13 protein-coding genes are annotated in these 15365 nt (G+C 46.8%); 8 read left to right on the top strand and 5 right to left on the bottom strand.

The window, feature by feature from the left end; genetic code table 11:
- Nucleotides 1–34 precede the first annotated feature (34 nt).
- A complete protein-coding gene (locus CEG13_RS13430; RefSeq protein WP_100012399.1) occupies nucleotides 35–1315 on the top strand; it encodes an MFS transporter in 1281 nt (426 codons plus the stop codon).
- 205 nt (nucleotides 1316–1520) lie between these two features.
- Here the strand turns inward: CEG13_RS13430 and CEG13_RS13425 are convergent, their stop codons facing one another.
- The 3 genes from CEG13_RS13425 to CEG13_RS13415 form a co-directional block, all read right to left on the bottom strand.
- A complete protein-coding gene (locus tag CEG13_RS13425; protein ID WP_239984648.1) occupies nucleotides 1521–2420 on the bottom strand; it encodes a patatin-like phospholipase family protein in 900 nt (299 codons plus the stop codon).
- A 309-nt stretch (nucleotides 2421–2729) separates the two neighbouring features.
- Complete coding sequence (gene ribD, locus CEG13_RS13420) at nucleotides 2730–3824, bottom strand: bifunctional diaminohydroxyphosphoribosylaminopyrimidine deaminase/5-amino-6-(5-phosphoribosylamino)uracil reductase RibD (protein WP_100012397.1); 1095 nt, start codon at nucleotides 3822–3824, stop codon at nucleotides 2730–2732.
- Entirely contained in the window at nucleotides 3817–4566 is a 750-nt protein-coding gene (locus CEG13_RS13415) for a GTP cyclohydrolase II (protein ID WP_100012396.1), read from the bottom strand. Before CEG13_RS13415 ends, ribD begins: the two co-directional genes overlap by 8 nt.
- A gap of 198 nt (nucleotides 4567–4764) precedes the next feature.
- Between CEG13_RS13415 and CEG13_RS13410 the strand changes: the two genes are divergently transcribed.
- The 5 genes from CEG13_RS13410 to cydC all read left to right on the top strand — a co-directional run bounded on the left by CEG13_RS13410 (nucleotide 4765) and on the right by cydC (nucleotide 11342).
- Nucleotides 4765–5088 carry a DUF3817 domain-containing protein gene (locus CEG13_RS13410; RefSeq protein WP_100012395.1) on the top strand — a complete coding sequence of 108 codons (324 nt, stop codon included), beginning with the start codon at nucleotides 4765–4767 and terminating at the stop codon, nucleotides 5086–5088.
- 426 nt (nucleotides 5089–5514) lie between these two features.
- Nucleotides 5515–6861, top strand: a complete 1347-nt coding sequence (locus tag CEG13_RS13405) for a cytochrome ubiquinol oxidase subunit I (protein WP_239984647.1) — start codon at nucleotides 5515–5517, stop codon at nucleotides 6859–6861.
- Nucleotides 6858–7871: a cytochrome d ubiquinol oxidase subunit II gene (locus CEG13_RS13400; RefSeq protein WP_100012394.1), complete on the top strand. Its 1014-nt coding sequence runs from the start codon at nucleotides 6858–6860 to the stop codon at nucleotides 7869–7871. The genes CEG13_RS13405 and CEG13_RS13400 overlap by 4 nt, the downstream gene beginning before the upstream one ends.
- Before the next feature lie 31 nt (nucleotides 7872–7902).
- Nucleotides 7903–9630, top strand: coding sequence for a thiol reductant ABC exporter subunit CydD (gene cydD, locus CEG13_RS13395; RefSeq protein ID WP_100012393.1), 1728 nt, complete (start codon nucleotides 7903–7905; stop codon nucleotides 9628–9630).
- Nucleotides 9627–11342: a thiol reductant ABC exporter subunit CydC gene (gene cydC / locus CEG13_RS13390; protein WP_100012392.1), complete on the top strand. Its 1716-nt coding sequence runs from the start codon at nucleotides 9627–9629 to the stop codon at nucleotides 11340–11342. The genes cydD and cydC overlap by 4 nt, the downstream gene beginning before the upstream one ends.
- Before the next feature lie 303 nt (nucleotides 11343–11645).
- On the opposite strand, the gene CEG13_RS19385 is transcribed toward cydC, so the two are convergent.
- Entirely contained in the window at nucleotides 11646–11963 is a 318-nt protein-coding gene (locus tag CEG13_RS19385) for a TIGR04104 family putative zinc finger protein (protein WP_100012391.1), read from the bottom strand.
- 77 nt (nucleotides 11964–12040) lie between these two features.
- Nucleotides 12041–12625 carry a TetR/AcrR family transcriptional regulator gene (locus CEG13_RS13380; RefSeq protein ID WP_100012390.1) on the bottom strand — a complete coding sequence of 195 codons (585 nt, stop codon included), beginning with the start codon at nucleotides 12623–12625 and terminating at the stop codon, nucleotides 12041–12043.
- A gap of 142 nt (nucleotides 12626–12767) precedes the next feature.
- Between CEG13_RS13380 and CEG13_RS13375 the strand changes: the two genes are divergently transcribed.
- A complete protein-coding gene (locus CEG13_RS13375) occupies nucleotides 12768–13676 on the top strand; it encodes an ABC transporter ATP-binding protein (protein WP_100012389.1) in 909 nt (302 codons plus the stop codon).
- On the top strand, nucleotides 13676–15286 hold the full coding sequence (locus CEG13_RS13370; RefSeq protein WP_100012388.1) for an ABC transporter permease: 1611 nt from the start codon (nucleotides 13676–13678) through the stop codon (nucleotides 15284–15286). The genes CEG13_RS13375 and CEG13_RS13370 overlap by 1 nt, the downstream gene beginning before the upstream one ends.
- The last annotated feature ends 79 nt before the right edge of the window (nucleotides 15287–15365 follow it).

The raw sequence follows: 15365 nt of genomic DNA, 5'->3' as shown, positions 1-15365 counted from the left end.
CTTTCCGCTTCAACAACATGATGGGGGTGAATGTTTGAAAGGAAATCGCGTTTTTCAGAAGTTTTACTACGGATGGGTCATCGTATTTATTGGCGGCCTTGGGGTTTTCTTTTCAGGGCCTGGCCAAACGTATTCGAATTCAATTTTTATCGATCAATACATAAATGATTTTGGTTGGTCACGCACGGAGGTGTCCAGTATTTATTCAGGGGCGACGCTGATTGCGGGGCTTTTGATGATGCTGGTCGGGCGTTTTATTGACCGGTTTGGACAGCGGACGATGATGGTGGCAGTGGGGTCTCTGTTTGCGCTGGCCTGTTTCTTCAATAGTATGGTTTCGACGATTTGGATGCTTGCTGTTGGTTTCTTTCTGGTACGGCTGCTGGGTCAGGGAAGCATGTCGCTGATCCCGAATACTCTGGTGGCGCAATGGTTTGTGGAAAAAAGGGGGCGGGCGATCAGCATCAAGACATTGGGCAGTTTTGCCAGTGCGATGCTGTTCCCGATTATTAACATCTGGCTGATCAGTAATTGGGGCTGGCAATTCGCCTGGCAGTTCTGGGGCATTTTGCTGCTGATTATCTTTGTCCCGGCTGCGCTCTTTTTTGTACGTAACAAACCAGAGGATATGGGACTTGTTCCCGACGGCCTAAAGCAAAAGAAAGCCTCGAACACCAAGCCGGTAATGGGAGCAGCCGTTCAGGCAGCAGAACAGAACTGGACGTTGGAGGAAGCGAGGAAAACACGTGCTTTTTGGGCGATCCTTGTATGTGTAGGAATTCCAGCCATGGTTAATACAGGCATCACGTTTCACATTATATCGATTTTCGGTTCCAATCAGCTGTCAGCGGGAACAGCCGCGATGGTATTGAGTTTGATGGCGGTCGTTGGTATTCCGATGTCGCTTGTATCTGGGTATATTACCGATAAAATTCAAACCAATTATTTGCTGTTTGCGATCTTTTTCATCGAAATCATTTTACTTTTGATGCTCTTGGTCACGACCAGTTTTTGGGTGGCCGTGCTGTTTGGCACCATTTGGGGAATTGCCAACGGGCTGGAGCGGATCAGTATTAATGTAATTTGGCCAAACTATTTTGGCAGAAAGTATATTGGCAGCATAAATGGGGTGGGGGTTACGATGACTGTCATTGGCTCTTCCCTGGGACCACTGCCGTTCGGGGTAGGGTTTGATTTGTTTAACAGTTATACACCGGTGCTTTTGGCAACGCTGATTTTCCCATTGATTGGCATGGTTTGTGCTATAATTGCTAAAAAGCCGGATAAAGCCGAGGTGTTTGGCACGGAGAATTAGTTCCTCTAACTTGTGCATCGAAAAAACGCTTATAAACGTGCATCATTTTTATTATCAAAAAGGACCCCTGATCGTACCGGCCGTAATTACGGAAAATAGACGATATCTGCAGGACCCCTTAATAAACATGAAAAGCTGATCTTTCCTAATACGGAGGTCAGCTTTTTACGTAAAAACAGAAGCAGCATACACGCTGCTCCTGCAATTAAGATGGGATATTTTCCTCCAGATAAGGTTCTTTAGAGGGTTCGAGAAATTGTATAAGTGCGGTGTGTTTCTTTTCGGCATCCTGATAGCCTTGGAGGTAGAGCTGCTGCAGTTTATCGCCGTTTCGCTCGATTCTGCTGGCGGTTAAAGGATGCTCTGGCTGAATGATAAAAACTTTACCCTTTTTTTCCAACTGCCGAAGCTCAAGCATCGTTTTGTTATACAGCTCATGGCGGGTCCTAAGCAGGTCCGCAAATTGGGGATGTTGTTTAAATGTACGTTTAAACAGCCAATTGAGCCTTGTCGGTTTCTTAATATACCCTTTGTCTCGCGTTAAGACAACGACATGTTTTTTATTGCCGCTTTCGACGGACGGTTTCAAAGGAATTGCCTCGCCGATTCCGCCATCCATCAGTTCATTTCCCTGAAAAGGAATGCTCGGGGCAAGAACAGGCAGCGAACAGGAGGCACGAATCAGCTGCAGTAAATCCTGCTTTGTCTCAAAGGACTGATGGTAAACGGTCTGCCCGCTTTTTAAATCGGTGGTGCCGATGAAAAAAGTGGCCGGGGACTTACTGAACGCATCAAAATCGAGCGGTATCAATTCATTTGGCAATTTATCAAAAATGAAGTCCATGCTGAACAGTTCCCGTTGCTTGAGCATACGCATAAACGAGATGGCGTCGCGTCTCTTTCCCAATTCGGTTAAGATTTGATGATTACGGCCGCGCTGCATGGCGATATAGGAACTTCCAATAATGGCGGCTGAAGATGCCGAGGTGACCAGTGGAAACTGGATTCCCTTGTCATGAAAGAAATCCAGCACGCCCGCGGTGTACGCGCCCCGCATGCCGCCGCCTTCCAGCACAAGTCCAATATTGTCTTCCAATACTTCCACTTCCCTTGCTTTCTCTATTCTGCACGAGGATATTCAGCGATTATGTGAACACCTGTTATTAGTATAACATTTTCTTTAGGTTTATCACAGGTCACGTTTCTATCCCGCGTGGTAAAAATTAGGCAGTTTTGCATACTCTTGGCATTTGTAGCAGTTTATTCAGGGTGGCGGGAAAAGTTGCAGCGGAAAACGTGCTTTGTTTGATGCAAAGCGGGTTTGACCGTTAAGTTCAGCGATTCCTGTCCGACTTCAGCTTCCCCGGCTATAAACCTCTCACAAAAAGAAATTCCTATGCTGCCAAGAAACCATCTAATCCACATGCCTCGGATACCCAGTAAACTTAAAATCAGGCCCGATTTTCACCATATCCGTATCATCGAGCTCAACAGCGTCCTCCATCAATTCTATCCCTGTTCCCTCAAGAAAGGTGGGGGCATCCCGGCCACCTATCAGTTTTGGTGCCATATACAGTACCACTTTGTCGACTAATCTTTGCTCCAAGAAGGAAGCATTCACGTTACCCCCGCCCTCAATAAAAACAGAAGAAATGCCTTTTTCCCCAAGTACCTGGACCACTTGATCAGGATCCACAACACTGGAACCACTCGTCTCAAAAACCGATACGCCGGCTGTTTCCAGAGCACGCCGTTTCTCTTTATCATGCTCTGCAGTTGTAAAAATCCAGGTATCTGCCTGTTTATCAGTGACCAGCTGTGCATCCAGCGGTATTTTTAACGATGAATCAAGGACGATGCGGAGCGGATTCCGACCATTGGGAATCCTTGCCGTCAGTGCCGGGTCGTCCTGTAAAACCGTGTTGCTGCCAACAAGGATCCCCATGTGCTCAGACCGGAGCTGATGGACATCCTTTCTTGCTTCTTCTGAGGTAATCCATTTGCTGCTTAATGTGTGGGAAGCAACTTTGCCGTCGAGGGTGATCCCGGCCTTTACTGTCACAAACGGCGTTTTGCGTACAATAAAAGCATTGAACACCTCATTCATTCGCCGCGCTGTTTCCTCGCGCACGCCGATCATCACCTCAACGCCTGCTTCCTTCAATATTTGAACGCCATTTCCTGCGACAATCGGATTGGGATCAAGCGTAGCGATCACGACCCGGTGGATTCCTGCCTCAGCAATTGCCATGGCGCAAGGACCTGTCCGCCCATAGTGCGAACAAGGTTCCAATGTGACATAGATCGTGCCGCCTCTTGCCTGTTCCCCGGCCATTCTCAGGGCGTGGATTTCCGCATGCGGCTCCCCGGCTTTCAGGTGGCTGCCCACTCCGACAATCCGGTTGTGGTTCACAATGACAGCACCTACCAGCGGGTTGGGGTCTGTCTGCCCTTTCATTGCCTGTGCGTTGGCCAGTGCCAGGTCCATGTAAAATTCGTGGCTAGTCATTCAGGCAATCACCTGCCTCGAGATGCCCCGACTTGTTGACTTTTGTCTGCAGGTACTTTCGGTTGTATTCAGAAATGTCGCCCCAAAGCGGCGTTCTCCCTGCCACAGCCAAACCAGCTTTTTCCACAGCCTCCAGCTTTTTCGGATTATTGGTGATCAGTGTCACCGGTTTGGTGCGCAATGTCCTTAGTACATGAATCGCATCTTCATAATTCCGCGAATCATTGACGAAGCCAAGTCGTTCATTTGCTTCGACCGTATCGTAGCCATTTTCCTGCAACAGGTAGGCCATTGCTTTACTGAACAGCCCAATGCCGCGGCCTTCATGATTGGCCAGGTAAAAAAGCGCTCCTGTTCCATGCTCAGTGATTTTCTTCAGTGATTCTTTGAGCTGAAAGCCGCAGTCACAGCGTTTGCTGCCGAAAATATCCCCGGTGTGACAAATGGAATGCATGCGGATCAGTGCATCCTCTGCTTCGGCAAAATCACCATAAACGAGTACACTGGACTGCTGGTATTCCGCCAGGTTGGAAGACGATAATTTTTCAATGATCTTTTCATAATCCTCTGTGACCTCGTCATAATTCAGCCAGCAGTACCATTGGAAAACAACCGTTTCTCCATATAAATTAACAGGGAGCTGGACCGGCCCCACTAGGTATATTGCGCGATCCTGATTTTCGATCAGCCGGATTTTATCTTTTAAAACAGAAAATACCTCGGATTGAAGCTTCATTTCCATCGGATGATTCTCCTTTCGATAAACTTAAGTATAAGCAAAAAGAATCCTGTCATCAATTTATCTTTCTCGGGGAGCGGGGGAGATGTTTTCTTAGTGTATGAAGATTTTCGAAAATCGTTTGGATGGGGCTCCGACCACTGGACATGATGCCACGCATCATTTTATACTATTAGGGATTAACAAAACAGGAGGACAACCATGGGAAAACGCGCATTTGGACAATTTCGAGTGATGGGCCTCATAGAAGGTGCCTCACTAATCATTCTGGTATTCATTGCTATGCCGCTAAAATATATGTGGAACATCCCCGAAGCGGTCTCTATCGTTGGCGCGGTGCACGGCGGTTTATTTTTGCTTTATTTGCTTTTTATTGTGTATGCCCAAATTGTCGTCAGGTGGCCGTTCCGCTTTTCTATTGGCGCATTCCTTGCTGCCTTCGTGCAATTCGGGAACCTGATCCTGGACTACCGGCTGAAAAACTGGAAACAATATGGCGGTACAGAGCCGGCTTTGGCAAAGTGATATTCGTACGGAATCAGCCATCTTCTACTTCATTACTCCCCGCCCCAAACCGGGGAGTTGCTTAATTCCCCTACTCTACTCCTGCAATCGTCAAAAAACAGCCATAGGTGGCATGATTTCTTCAAAAAACCATCCCACCTTTTCCCCACTTCTTTCGATTATAGAAAAAACTCTGAGGTGTAGGACAGCTATAGTCAGGGTATAAGCTAAAAAGGAGGAATGTCATTGTATTGTCAATCCCTAAAGGCGTAAATCATGCTAAAATAGACATATACACTGCATAGTATCCTCACCGGAAGTCAGACTATGAAAGGAAACACATAGCTGATTCATCCTAAGCAATTTTCCGCTTGCTCAGTATTGAACTTTCGGATAGTGAAGTGTAAAGATAATACAAGTCTTCTTAAAAAGGGGAGGTTGACTCAGGTGGAATTAGATACAGTCCTGATGAGCAGACTGCTAACCGCATTGACCCTCGGATTTCATATTATATTTGCGACCATTGGGGTAGGGGTTCCGTTAATGATATCGATTGCCGAATTCATTGGCATCCGAAAAAAGGACCCGCATTATACCATGCTGGCCAGGCGCTGGACGCGTGGATTTATCATTACTGTTGCCATTGGTGTGGTAACAGGAACAGCAATCGGGCTGCAGTTATCCCTGGTATGGCCGAATTTCATGCAGGTCGCCGGGAATGTGATTGCCCTGCCGCTCTTTATGGAAGTATTCGCGTTTTTCTTTGAAGCTATCTTTTTGGGTATTTATTTATACACATGGGACCGGTTTAAGCCGTTTACCCACTGGCTGATGTCGCTGCCGATTGTACTCGGAGCTGGGATGTCCGCTGTATTCATCACAACCGTCAACGGATTTATGAACACACCGGACGGTTTCGAGGTTGAAAATGGTCAATTTGTCGCGGTCAATCCGATTGAAGCAATGCTGAATGCTGCCACGCCAACGAAGGTTTTCCATGTGCTGAGTTCGGCGTATTTAACAGCTGCCGCGCTCCTCGCAGCAATTGCCGCGTTCATGATTTTGAAGAAAAAGGCTTCCGATTATCATAAAAAATCCTTGAAGCTGATGATGACAATGGTCTTTCTGTTTGGTGCGTTGAACGTACTTGCCGGCGATGTGTCGGCGAAGTTTTTGGCAGAGCATCAGCCGGAGAAACTTGCTGCGGCGGAATGGCATTTTGAAACAGAAGAAGGGGCAGACCTGATTTTGTTCGGCTGGCTGAATGATGCCCATGAAGTGAGGGGGGAGATACGTATTCCGAATTTCCTCAGCTTCCTCGCTCATGGTGATTTCAATGCCGAAGTGACAGGGCTTGAGGAAACTCCACAAGAATATTGGCCACCGCTCTGGGTGCATTATATGTTTGACTTAATGGTAATGATCGGATTTGCCCTTGTCGGTATTTCGCTGCTGTTCCTTGTTTTTTCCTGGTTCAAACGATGGAACGAGCATAATCGGCCGCTGCTGTGGCTGATTGTGGCGAGTGGTCCGCTGGCATTTCTGGCGATTGAGTTTGGCTGGATTTATGCAGAGGAAGGGAGGCAGCCATGGATTATCCGCGGCTACATGACGGTGGAAGAAGCAGCCACCACTTCGCCGTATATCGGATGGATGCTGCTCTTGTTTCTTGGTTTATATATCGTACTGGGGACAGCGTGTGTTGTGGTTCTCAGGAAGCTGTTCCGCAACAATCCGGCAGAGGATGAACTGGAAAAACACTACCCAGGCATAGAAAAGGGTGATCATTCATGAGCTATGAGTTAATCGGAATTGCCGTGCTGTGGATTTTTCTATATGGGTACCTAATCGTTGCTTCGATTGACTTCGGTGCCGGGTTCTTTGCTTTTTATGCCAAAATCACCAAAAAGGATCACATTGTCAGCCAGCTGATTTCCCGGTATCTGTCGCCAGTGTGGGAGATCACCAATGTATTTTTCGTTTTCTTCTTTGTCGGGGTGGTTGGTTTCTTCCCGGACACGGCCTATTATTACGGGTCTGCATTGCTGGTGCCGGCAAGCTTTGCCATTGTGCTCCTGGCGATCCGCGGGTCGTTTTATGCATTTGAAAATTACGGTTCTAAACAAAGTACGGTCTATCTGTTTTTGTATGGTGCGACTGGGCTTCTGATTCCTGCGTCGCTGTCCGTGGCACTGACCCTATCGGAAGGCGGCTTTATTGTGGAGGAAAATGGCGCGGTTCGCCTGCAGTATCTGGAACTGTTCACCAGCCCGCTTTCCTGGAGTATTGTAGCGCTGGCACTGGTGTCTGTCCTGTTTATCAGTGCGACCTTCCTGACGTTTTATGCCAACCGGGCAAATGACCAGCCGGCACTGAATCTGGTTCGGAACTATGCGCTGTTTTGGAGCACACCGACTATCATTGCGGCACTCACGGCATTTATTTTTCTGAGCCAGCACAATGAGCGTCATTTCAATAACATGATGGACCTGTGGTGGATGCTCGGATTGTCGGTCGGATTCTTTATGGTCGCAATGTGGCTGCTTTATTCCGAGCGAAATTACGGACTGGCCTTTGTCAGTGTGATGCTGCAGTTCTTTTTCGCCTTCTTCGCGTACGGAATCGGACATTATCCATACATTCTGGATCCGTATATCACGATTCAAGAGGGGGCGACGAATCCGGCGATGGGAATAGCCTTGGTAGTAGCATTTCTCGGCGGTCTGGTACTCTTGATCCCGTCCTTGATCCTCGTGTTCCGGCTATTTCTGTTTGATGCCGATTATGTAAAAGGAAAAAAATAAGCATCTCCACAAGGCTTTGGGAGGAATTGCGATGAATGAATTACGGAATCGACTGAGGGAACAGAAGGGAAGCATGCTTTGGCTGCTTCTCTCTTCTGTGTTTGCAGGTGCTGCGGTCATTGGCCAGGCTTATTTTCTGGTAGCAGCGGTTGATGGCGTGTTTTTGCAAGGGGAAACGTTTGCCGAAGTTCTCCCGCTGCTGGGTGGTCTGCTTTTGATGCTTGCGGCTCGTGTCTTTTTTCAATATACAAGTGGCCGGACTGGGGTGAGAATGGCGGCCCGGGCAAAGCGGGGTCTCCGCCGTTCGCTGCTGGAGCGGTTTACCAGCCAGCCGGTCCAGGCATCAATGCGCGGGCAATCCGGGCAAAAGGTGAGTGTGATGATGGATGCGGTTGATGAGGTGGACAGCTATTTCAGTGAGTATCTGCCACAGCTTGTCAAAACCTCATTTCTTCCGCTGGTGGTGCTGATTGTGGTCTTTACACAGCATGTCAATTCTGGCCTCATTATGCTGATTACTGCACCGTTCCTCCCCATCTTTATGATCATCATCGGCATGCAGACACAGAAAAAATCGGAGGAACAGCTGGAGAAGCTGGGTGCTTTTTCAGGAACATTTCTTGATACATTGCAAGGTTTGGTAACGCTGAAGCTGTTCGGGCGCGCCAGGCAGCAAAAGGAAAAAATTGAATCGAGCAGTCTGGGCTTTCGCGATGCGACGATGGAGATTCTCAAAGTGGCATTTACCCAGTCGTTTATGCTGGAAGTCGTGACCATGCTCAGTATTGGGATTATTGCCCTGGAGCTGGCGATTCAGCTGATTATCTATGAAAGTATTTCTTTCTTTACGGCGTTCCTGGTGCTGGTGCTTGTGCCGGAGTTTTATACCTCGCTGAAGGAGTTGGGCAGTGCTTTCCACAATGGACGGAGCAGTATGGGGGCTGCGAAGAAAGTGGAGGAAGAACTGCAAGAGCCGGAGGAAGGAATTAACTGGGGCGATCAGTCGTTAACTTCTGCTCCCCCGGAAATTCGGATGAAGGACGCAAGCTATAGCTATGGAGAGGACCGGTTTCAGCTTGGCCCGCTTACGATGGAGATCCCGCCATACAGCCAGGCAGCGATTGTCGGCCATAGCGGCTCGGGAAAATCAACGCTGCTTCATTTGCTTGCAGGGCTGGTGGAAGCGGGCCGCGGTGAAATGCTAGTTAATGGCAGTCCGCGTCAGACCTATAAGGAAGTGGGCTGGTTTGCCCAGTTGAGCTACATCTCCCAGCATCCGTATATTTTCTCCGGGACGATTGCGGAAAACATCGCGATTGGTAAGAGCTCTGCTGTGAGTCGGGAAGAGATCACCCGAGCGGCGGAGAAAGCCGGACTCGATAGCATGATCCGGGAACTGTCTCATGGGTATGACACACCGGTTGGTGAAGCAGGGAGAGGGCTTTCCGGAGGCGAACAGCAGCGCCTTGCCCTGGCCCGTGCTTTTCTCAAACAACCGTCTGTGGTGTTATTTGACGAGCCGACGACAGGGCTTGATCTGGGGACAGAGCGAATGTTGCAGGAATCAATCCGGGAACTTGGGAAAACGGCTACGATTATTACGGTGGCGCACCGTTTGCATACGATCAGAGGTGCTGACCAAATCTTTTTACTGAGCGACGGGAAGCTCCAAGCTAGCGGAACACATGAAGAGCTTCTTGAAAGCACTGCGGATTATCGTGCAATGGTGGGCACGCAGAAGGGAGGCGACGTGTCATGAAGGAATTGGCGGCAGTTACAAAGGTAATGATGGCCGAAAAAAGAGATATTCTTTTGTCCATTCTCGCCGGTTTTATTGCCGGGATCGCGGCAGTCGGTCTGTTTGCGGCAAGTGGCTACCTGATTTCAAAATCAGCCTTGGTCCCTCCGTTGTATGCGTTGATCGCACTTACCTCCACGGTGAAGCTGCTCGGTTTTGTCCGGGCGCTCAGCAGATATGGGGAGCGGTATTTTTCTCACCGGGCAACCTTTACGATTTTAAGCAATCTGCGTGTCTCCTTTTTTGAACGGCTTGAACCGCTCGCACCAAGGATTTTTCAACGCTACCGGAGTGGTGACTTGCTTGCCCGTATTGTCGGGGACGTCGAGAGCCTGCAGGATTATTTCCTTCGGGTCTTTTACCCGCCGATTGTGCTGGTGATGGTCTTTTTGGCGACGATTCTGTTTACGATGTTTTTCTCGGTATATACTGCGCTGGTGCTGCTCGTGGGCCTCGTGTTGACGGTGTTTGTCGTTCCGGCTTTGTTTTCATTGAGGCAAGCCAGGATTGACAGCCGTGTGCGGGAAGGCCGCGGGGCGTTGTCGACAGATGTGACGGAGTTGTTCCAGGGCTTTCGCGACTTGAAAATTTACCGGCAGCTGGGAGAGAAGGAAGAGGCTTTGCTGCGATCATCCGATGACTATGTTGCTGAACAGGAGCGGGAAGGTGTGCAGAAGCTTTTCAGTCAGTCTGTCAATACCTTTGTGACATTTATTGTGACATGGTTTGTCCTGGCATTGGGCGCTTATCTTGTGTCAGACGGCCAGCTTGAGGGTATTTTTCTGGCGATGCTGCTGATGATTTCCTTGACTGTGTTTGAAGATGCCGGCCCCATGGCGGTTTTCCCGATCCATATGCAAAACACAAGACGTGCTGCTTCCCGGCTTTTCTCCGTGGTAGAAGAGGATGGAGCGGATCGTGAAGTCGAAGGGACAGAAAAACTTTCACAAGAATTGCCACCAGCCATTGAAATGGAAGATGTAACGTTTCGCTTTGCAGAGGAAGACAGGGCAGCGGTAAAAGAGCTTAACTTGAAACTTGCCCCCGGCACGAAAACGGCGATCGTCGGTCCAAGCGGTTCCGGGAAATCCACTGTTCTGCAGCTGATATTGTCAATGGGTACTGCTGCAGAGGGGGAGATTCACTTGAGTGGTGTGTCTGTGAGGAAGCTGCAGCCACAGAGTATCTGGCAGGCAGCCAATGTTGTGCTGCAGGAGAATCACTTCTTTTATGGAACAATTCGGGAAAACCTGCAGCTGGCTGGTAACGACCTGACCGATGAACAAATGGAGGCAGCGCTGGATCAGGTCGAGCTCGCTCATTTTGCTTTGGGTGATTCGGTGTTTGAAAAAGGAGAAAACCTCTCCGGCGGCGAAAAACAACGCCTCGCCATCGCCAGGGCGATGCTGAAAGGCGGACGGCTCTGGCTGCTGGATGAGCCAACTTCTTCTGTGGACGCGGTAACGGAAAAGGCGATCTATGAGCGTTTGTTTGAGCAAGCGAAGGCGGATACGCTGGTGCTGATCAGCCATCGTTTGCAAGGGTTGGAGAAGATGGATCAGATTGTTGTTATGGAGCGTGGAACGGTTGTGGAAGCTGGGACGTACTCGGAGCTGATGGCGCGGAAAGGGTATTTTTATGGGATGAAGGAGATTGAGAAGGGGATGTTGTAGTGAGAGTTTGCTGTGTGTGGTCTGGTCGCGCGATTTGGCTGGGGTGCCGCGCGATCAGGGGCGGTGCTTGCGCGATTTGACGTCTTCAGCGCGTGATTACAGGCGATGCATGCGCGAATTGATGTGGGGTTCGCGCGTTTTGGATGATTCCACGCGCGATTTGGTCGTGAATTCGCGCGACTAGGACCGAAACACGCGCGATTCAGTCCTGGCTCCTCGCGATTTCGCCCCGCCGCTAGAATTCAGTCGCACCAATATAAAGTCTGAAGTAATCTCTAACGGGTCCTTTCCACCCATACTTCACTAAGTGTCGACTTTTTTATACTTTACTAAGTAGGGTGAAAATAAAGAACAGACAATGGGAATGATTAACAGTAACAGTAGATTTATATACAATTTATTAGAAATCAATAGTGGAGTTAAATAAAATCCAAAAATCAACATAGGTAATATAATCAAAGAGACACATATGAGCCGCGAAGTAAAGGTTATCTTGTATTTGGAATTACATTTTTCACATTGAACAGGTTCATAACCTAACCAAATTGATTTGAAGATTTTATTCCATTTAAATGGAGCGCCGCAAACACTACATTTCTGCAAATCAACCGCCTCCCGCATATTTTAAAGCCAGTTAGTTTCATCTTAAGGCAAGTATACCAACACAGCTGGAAATTTTCCAATAAACTGAAATATCCCTATTCGGTTTTTCCAACAATTCCATAAAAGAACAGCTTCGTAAGCTCTTCCGTCATCGGCAATACTGCTTTCGCTACATCATCTCGTTTCATATATTCTGTAAACATCTGGATATAAAACAAAATTGCTTCATTTGAAATTGATGGATTTATATATCCCTGTTCCTTTCCCTCATCAAACAGGTTAATCATTTCCGGGATTACTTTTTCAGCATAAAGCTTTTCTAAATAAGTGTTTCCACCCGTATATTCCTTCATAAAATGATTGAAAAAATCCCCACTTATTTCATTTGCGGCATCTGTTTTTTCAAAAATAACCTGTTTTATCTTGTCCGGAAAAGGGATGTTGCTTTTTAATAAATGCTCGTATTCTTCCCATACATTATCGATATAAAAAATTATAACCTGGTCGATTAGATGGTCTTTACTTCCATAATAATTATAGATCGTCACTTGTGAAACATTCGCTTCTTTTGCTATTTCTGCAACGGAAACTTTTTGTATGCCATATTTCATAAATAAAGCTAACGCAGCTTCAAGTATATTTGACTTTTTTTGCTCTCGGCGACGTTCAAATCCGTCCATTATTGCTCACCTCCATGTTAGTGTAATGTAAATTTTGTAATAAGACAATGATAATAGTTCATAAACTGTTGCAAAATGATCTATTTATATATATTATGAACTATATAGGTTAAAATATTTCATAAAAAGAGGAGAATGAAATATGGCTATATTAGAAACGACCAATTTAACAAAAAAGTTCGGGAAATTCACCGCATTGAATGGTGTGAACATCGAAGTGAACAAAGGGGAGGTATATGGTTTTATTGGGCCAAATGGTGCTGGGAAATCAACGACGATCCGTGTGCTCTTAGGGATGTTAAAGGCAACAGAAGGCGAAGCGACGATTTTTGGCAAGGATGTTTGGGCTGATGCAGTGGCTATTCATAAGCGCATTGCTTATGTTCCTGGGGATGTGAATTTATGGCCAAATCTGACTGGCGGGGAAGTTATTGATCTCTTTATGAAAATGAATGGAAATGTTAATGAACAAAGAAGAGATGAGCTGATTGAGAAATTTAATTTTGATCCAACGAAGAAATGCAGAACGTATTCAAAGGGGAACAGGCAAAAGGTAGCTCTTATTGCAGCATTTGCATCAGAATCAGACCTCTATATTCTGGATGAACCTACTTCAGGGCTTGATCCGTTGATGGAGAGTGTATTCCAGGAATGTGTGATGGATGCAAAAAGGGAAGGGAAAAGCGTGTTACTTTCCAGTCACATCTTATCTGAAGTTGAAAAACTGTGTGATAAAGTAGCGATCATTCGGCAAGGGGAAATCATAGAAACAGGGACATTAAGTGAGCTGAGGCATTTAACTCGTACCAATTTGACTGTAAAGACGAAGGAACCGATGCCAGATTTGAATGAAATAAAGGGAATCCATAATGTGGAAGAGAATGACGGCGAGCTTAAATTCCAAGTAGATACGGAAGAATTGGATGAGGTCATTCGTTATATCAGCCAATTTGGTATCTTAAAATTGGAGAGCGCACCTCCAACCCTGGAGGATTTATTTATGCGTCATTATCAAGGGGCAGGGCACGCTGATTCTGGGGGTGCGCTGTAATGTATGAACGATATTTCAAAGGGACTGGAACATTAATCAAGCTACTTCTCAGGCAACAGCGATTCAAAATTTTTGCCTGGCTAGGTGGGTTGGTGATCGTAACGTTGGCTGTTGCTTCGGCCTACCCAAGTATCTATAAGGATGAACAATCTAAGCAGGCTTTTGCTTTGACGATGGATAATCCTGCGATGGTGGCAATGCTTGGTCCTTTACACGAAATAGAGAATTATATCCATTCCATTGGGGCTGTGTTTGCTCATGAAATGCTGCTCTTTACGGCTGTTGCAGTTGGGATCATGAGTATTTTACTTGCTGGAAGATCCACTCGTGCAGATGAAGAAGAAGGTCTTACGGAAATGATTCATGCACTTTCTGTGGGACGCTTGTCTTATTTAAGTGCGGCAATGATTGTGCTCTTTTTAACGAATGTTCTTTTAGCTGTACTAACAGGATTTGGTTTGGCTGTATTGGGAATTGAAGAGATGGGTTTAGAAGGCTCATTGCTATATGGAGTTATCCTGGGGTCAACAGGTTTTGTTTTTTCAAGTTTTACCGTTCTGTTTGCCCAAGTTGCAGAGACTTCGAGAGGGGCTACCATGCTGTCCTTTGCCGTTTTAATTCTAGCGTATCTTGTTCGGGCAATAGGTGATGTAAGCAATGAGACGCTGTCACTTATTTCCCCACTCGGCTGGACGGTAAGAACGGAAGTATTTGTAGAGAATGACTGGTGGCCCATTCTATTAAAGATTGCAGCAGCGATTATCATCACCATTCTGGCATTCTACTTAAATACCATTCGCGATTTAGGTTCGGGATTTATTGCGTCAAAAGGCGGCAAAAAACATGCTTCTGCCTTTTTAAAAACGCCATTTGGGCTTAGCTGGAGGCTGGGAGGCACGAATATTATTGCGTGGGCTATCGGTGTCTTTGCCTTAGGTGCTTCGTTTGGTGCGATTCTGGGGGATTTGGAAACCTATTACGCAGAAATGGATGTCATGCAGGCCTTTATAGCGGAGGATGCAGGAAGTTCGATGACCGAACAGTTTATTGGATTGCTGATGGCGATTATGGCTTTGATTAGCGTGATTCCAGCTGTGATGACGGTATTAAAATTAAAGGGAGAAGAAAATCGGAATCGTACGGAGAACTTGTACAGTCGTGCTGTTTCCCGTGGAAAGGTGCTTGGCAGTTATTACATTCTGGCAGTTATCGTGACGATCGTTATGCAAGCCCTCGTAGCAATTGGCTTATGGTCTGCTGGATTGGCTGTGATGGATGAGGCGCTGGAATTTGGTACCATCTTCACTTCAGCACTCGTCTATTTGCCTGCGATGTGGGTCGTGGTAGGCATAGCAGTTTTGCTGGTCGGTACGTTGCCGAAAGCAACTGGATTTGTTTGGTTTTATGTCGTCTACTTATTTATCGTACTTTATCTTAATGGGATTCTTGAGTTTCCGCAGTGGATGGTCAGTCTATCTGTTTTTGAACATGTTCCAACTATCCCGACGGAAGAAATGGACTGGGCAACGATGATCATTCTGACTGTTATTGCTATGATTATAGCTGTCATAGGGTTTATTGGTTATAATAAGCGGGATTTGGAAGGGTAGTCAATAACAGTGTAAAATTATGGTATAATTCAACATATACCAAGTAGAATTTCATCCGTTTATTAGGAGGTGGTGAGAA

It is taken from the genome of Lentibacillus sediminis (assembly GCF_002763455.1).
Lineage (GTDB): Bacteria > Bacillota > Bacilli > Bacillales > Amphibacillaceae > Lentibacillus_D > Lentibacillus_D sediminis_A.
The sequence above is the reverse complement of the archived record's forward strand: the minus strand, read 5'-3'. Positions and strand labels throughout refer to the sequence as shown.

Coding starts and splice junctions, on each gene's coding strand:
- CEG13_RS13410 (WP_100012395.1), top strand. CDS start 4,765: ATGGGAAAACGCGCATTTGGACAATTTCGAGTGATGGGCCTCATAGAA.
- CEG13_RS13375 (WP_100012389.1), top strand. CDS start 12,768: ATGGCTATATTAGAAACGACCAATTTAACAAAAAAGTTCGGGAAATTC.
- ribD (WP_100012397.1), bottom strand. CDS start 3,824: ATGACTAGCCACGAATTTTACATGGACCTGGCACTGGCCAACGCACAG.
- CEG13_RS13370 (WP_100012388.1), top strand. CDS start 13,676: ATGTATGAACGATATTTCAAAGGGACTGGAACATTAATCAAGCTACTT.
- CEG13_RS13380 (WP_100012390.1), bottom strand. CDS start 12,625: ATGGACGGATTTGAACGTCGCCGAGAGCAAAAAAAGTCAAATATACTT.
- cydC (WP_100012392.1), top strand. CDS start 9,627: ATGAAGGAATTGGCGGCAGTTACAAAGGTAATGATGGCCGAAAAAAGA.
- CEG13_RS13415 (WP_100012396.1), bottom strand. CDS start 4,566: ATGGAAATGAAGCTTCAATCCGAGGTATTTTCTGTTTTAAAAGATAAA.
- CEG13_RS19385 (WP_100012391.1), bottom strand. CDS start 11,963: ATGCGGGAGGCGGTTGATTTGCAGAAATGTAGTGTTTGCGGCGCTCCA.
- cydD (WP_100012393.1), top strand. CDS start 7,903: ATGAATGAATTACGGAATCGACTGAGGGAACAGAAGGGAAGCATGCTT.
- CEG13_RS13400 (WP_100012394.1), top strand. CDS start 6,858: ATGAGCTATGAGTTAATCGGAATTGCCGTGCTGTGGATTTTTCTATAT.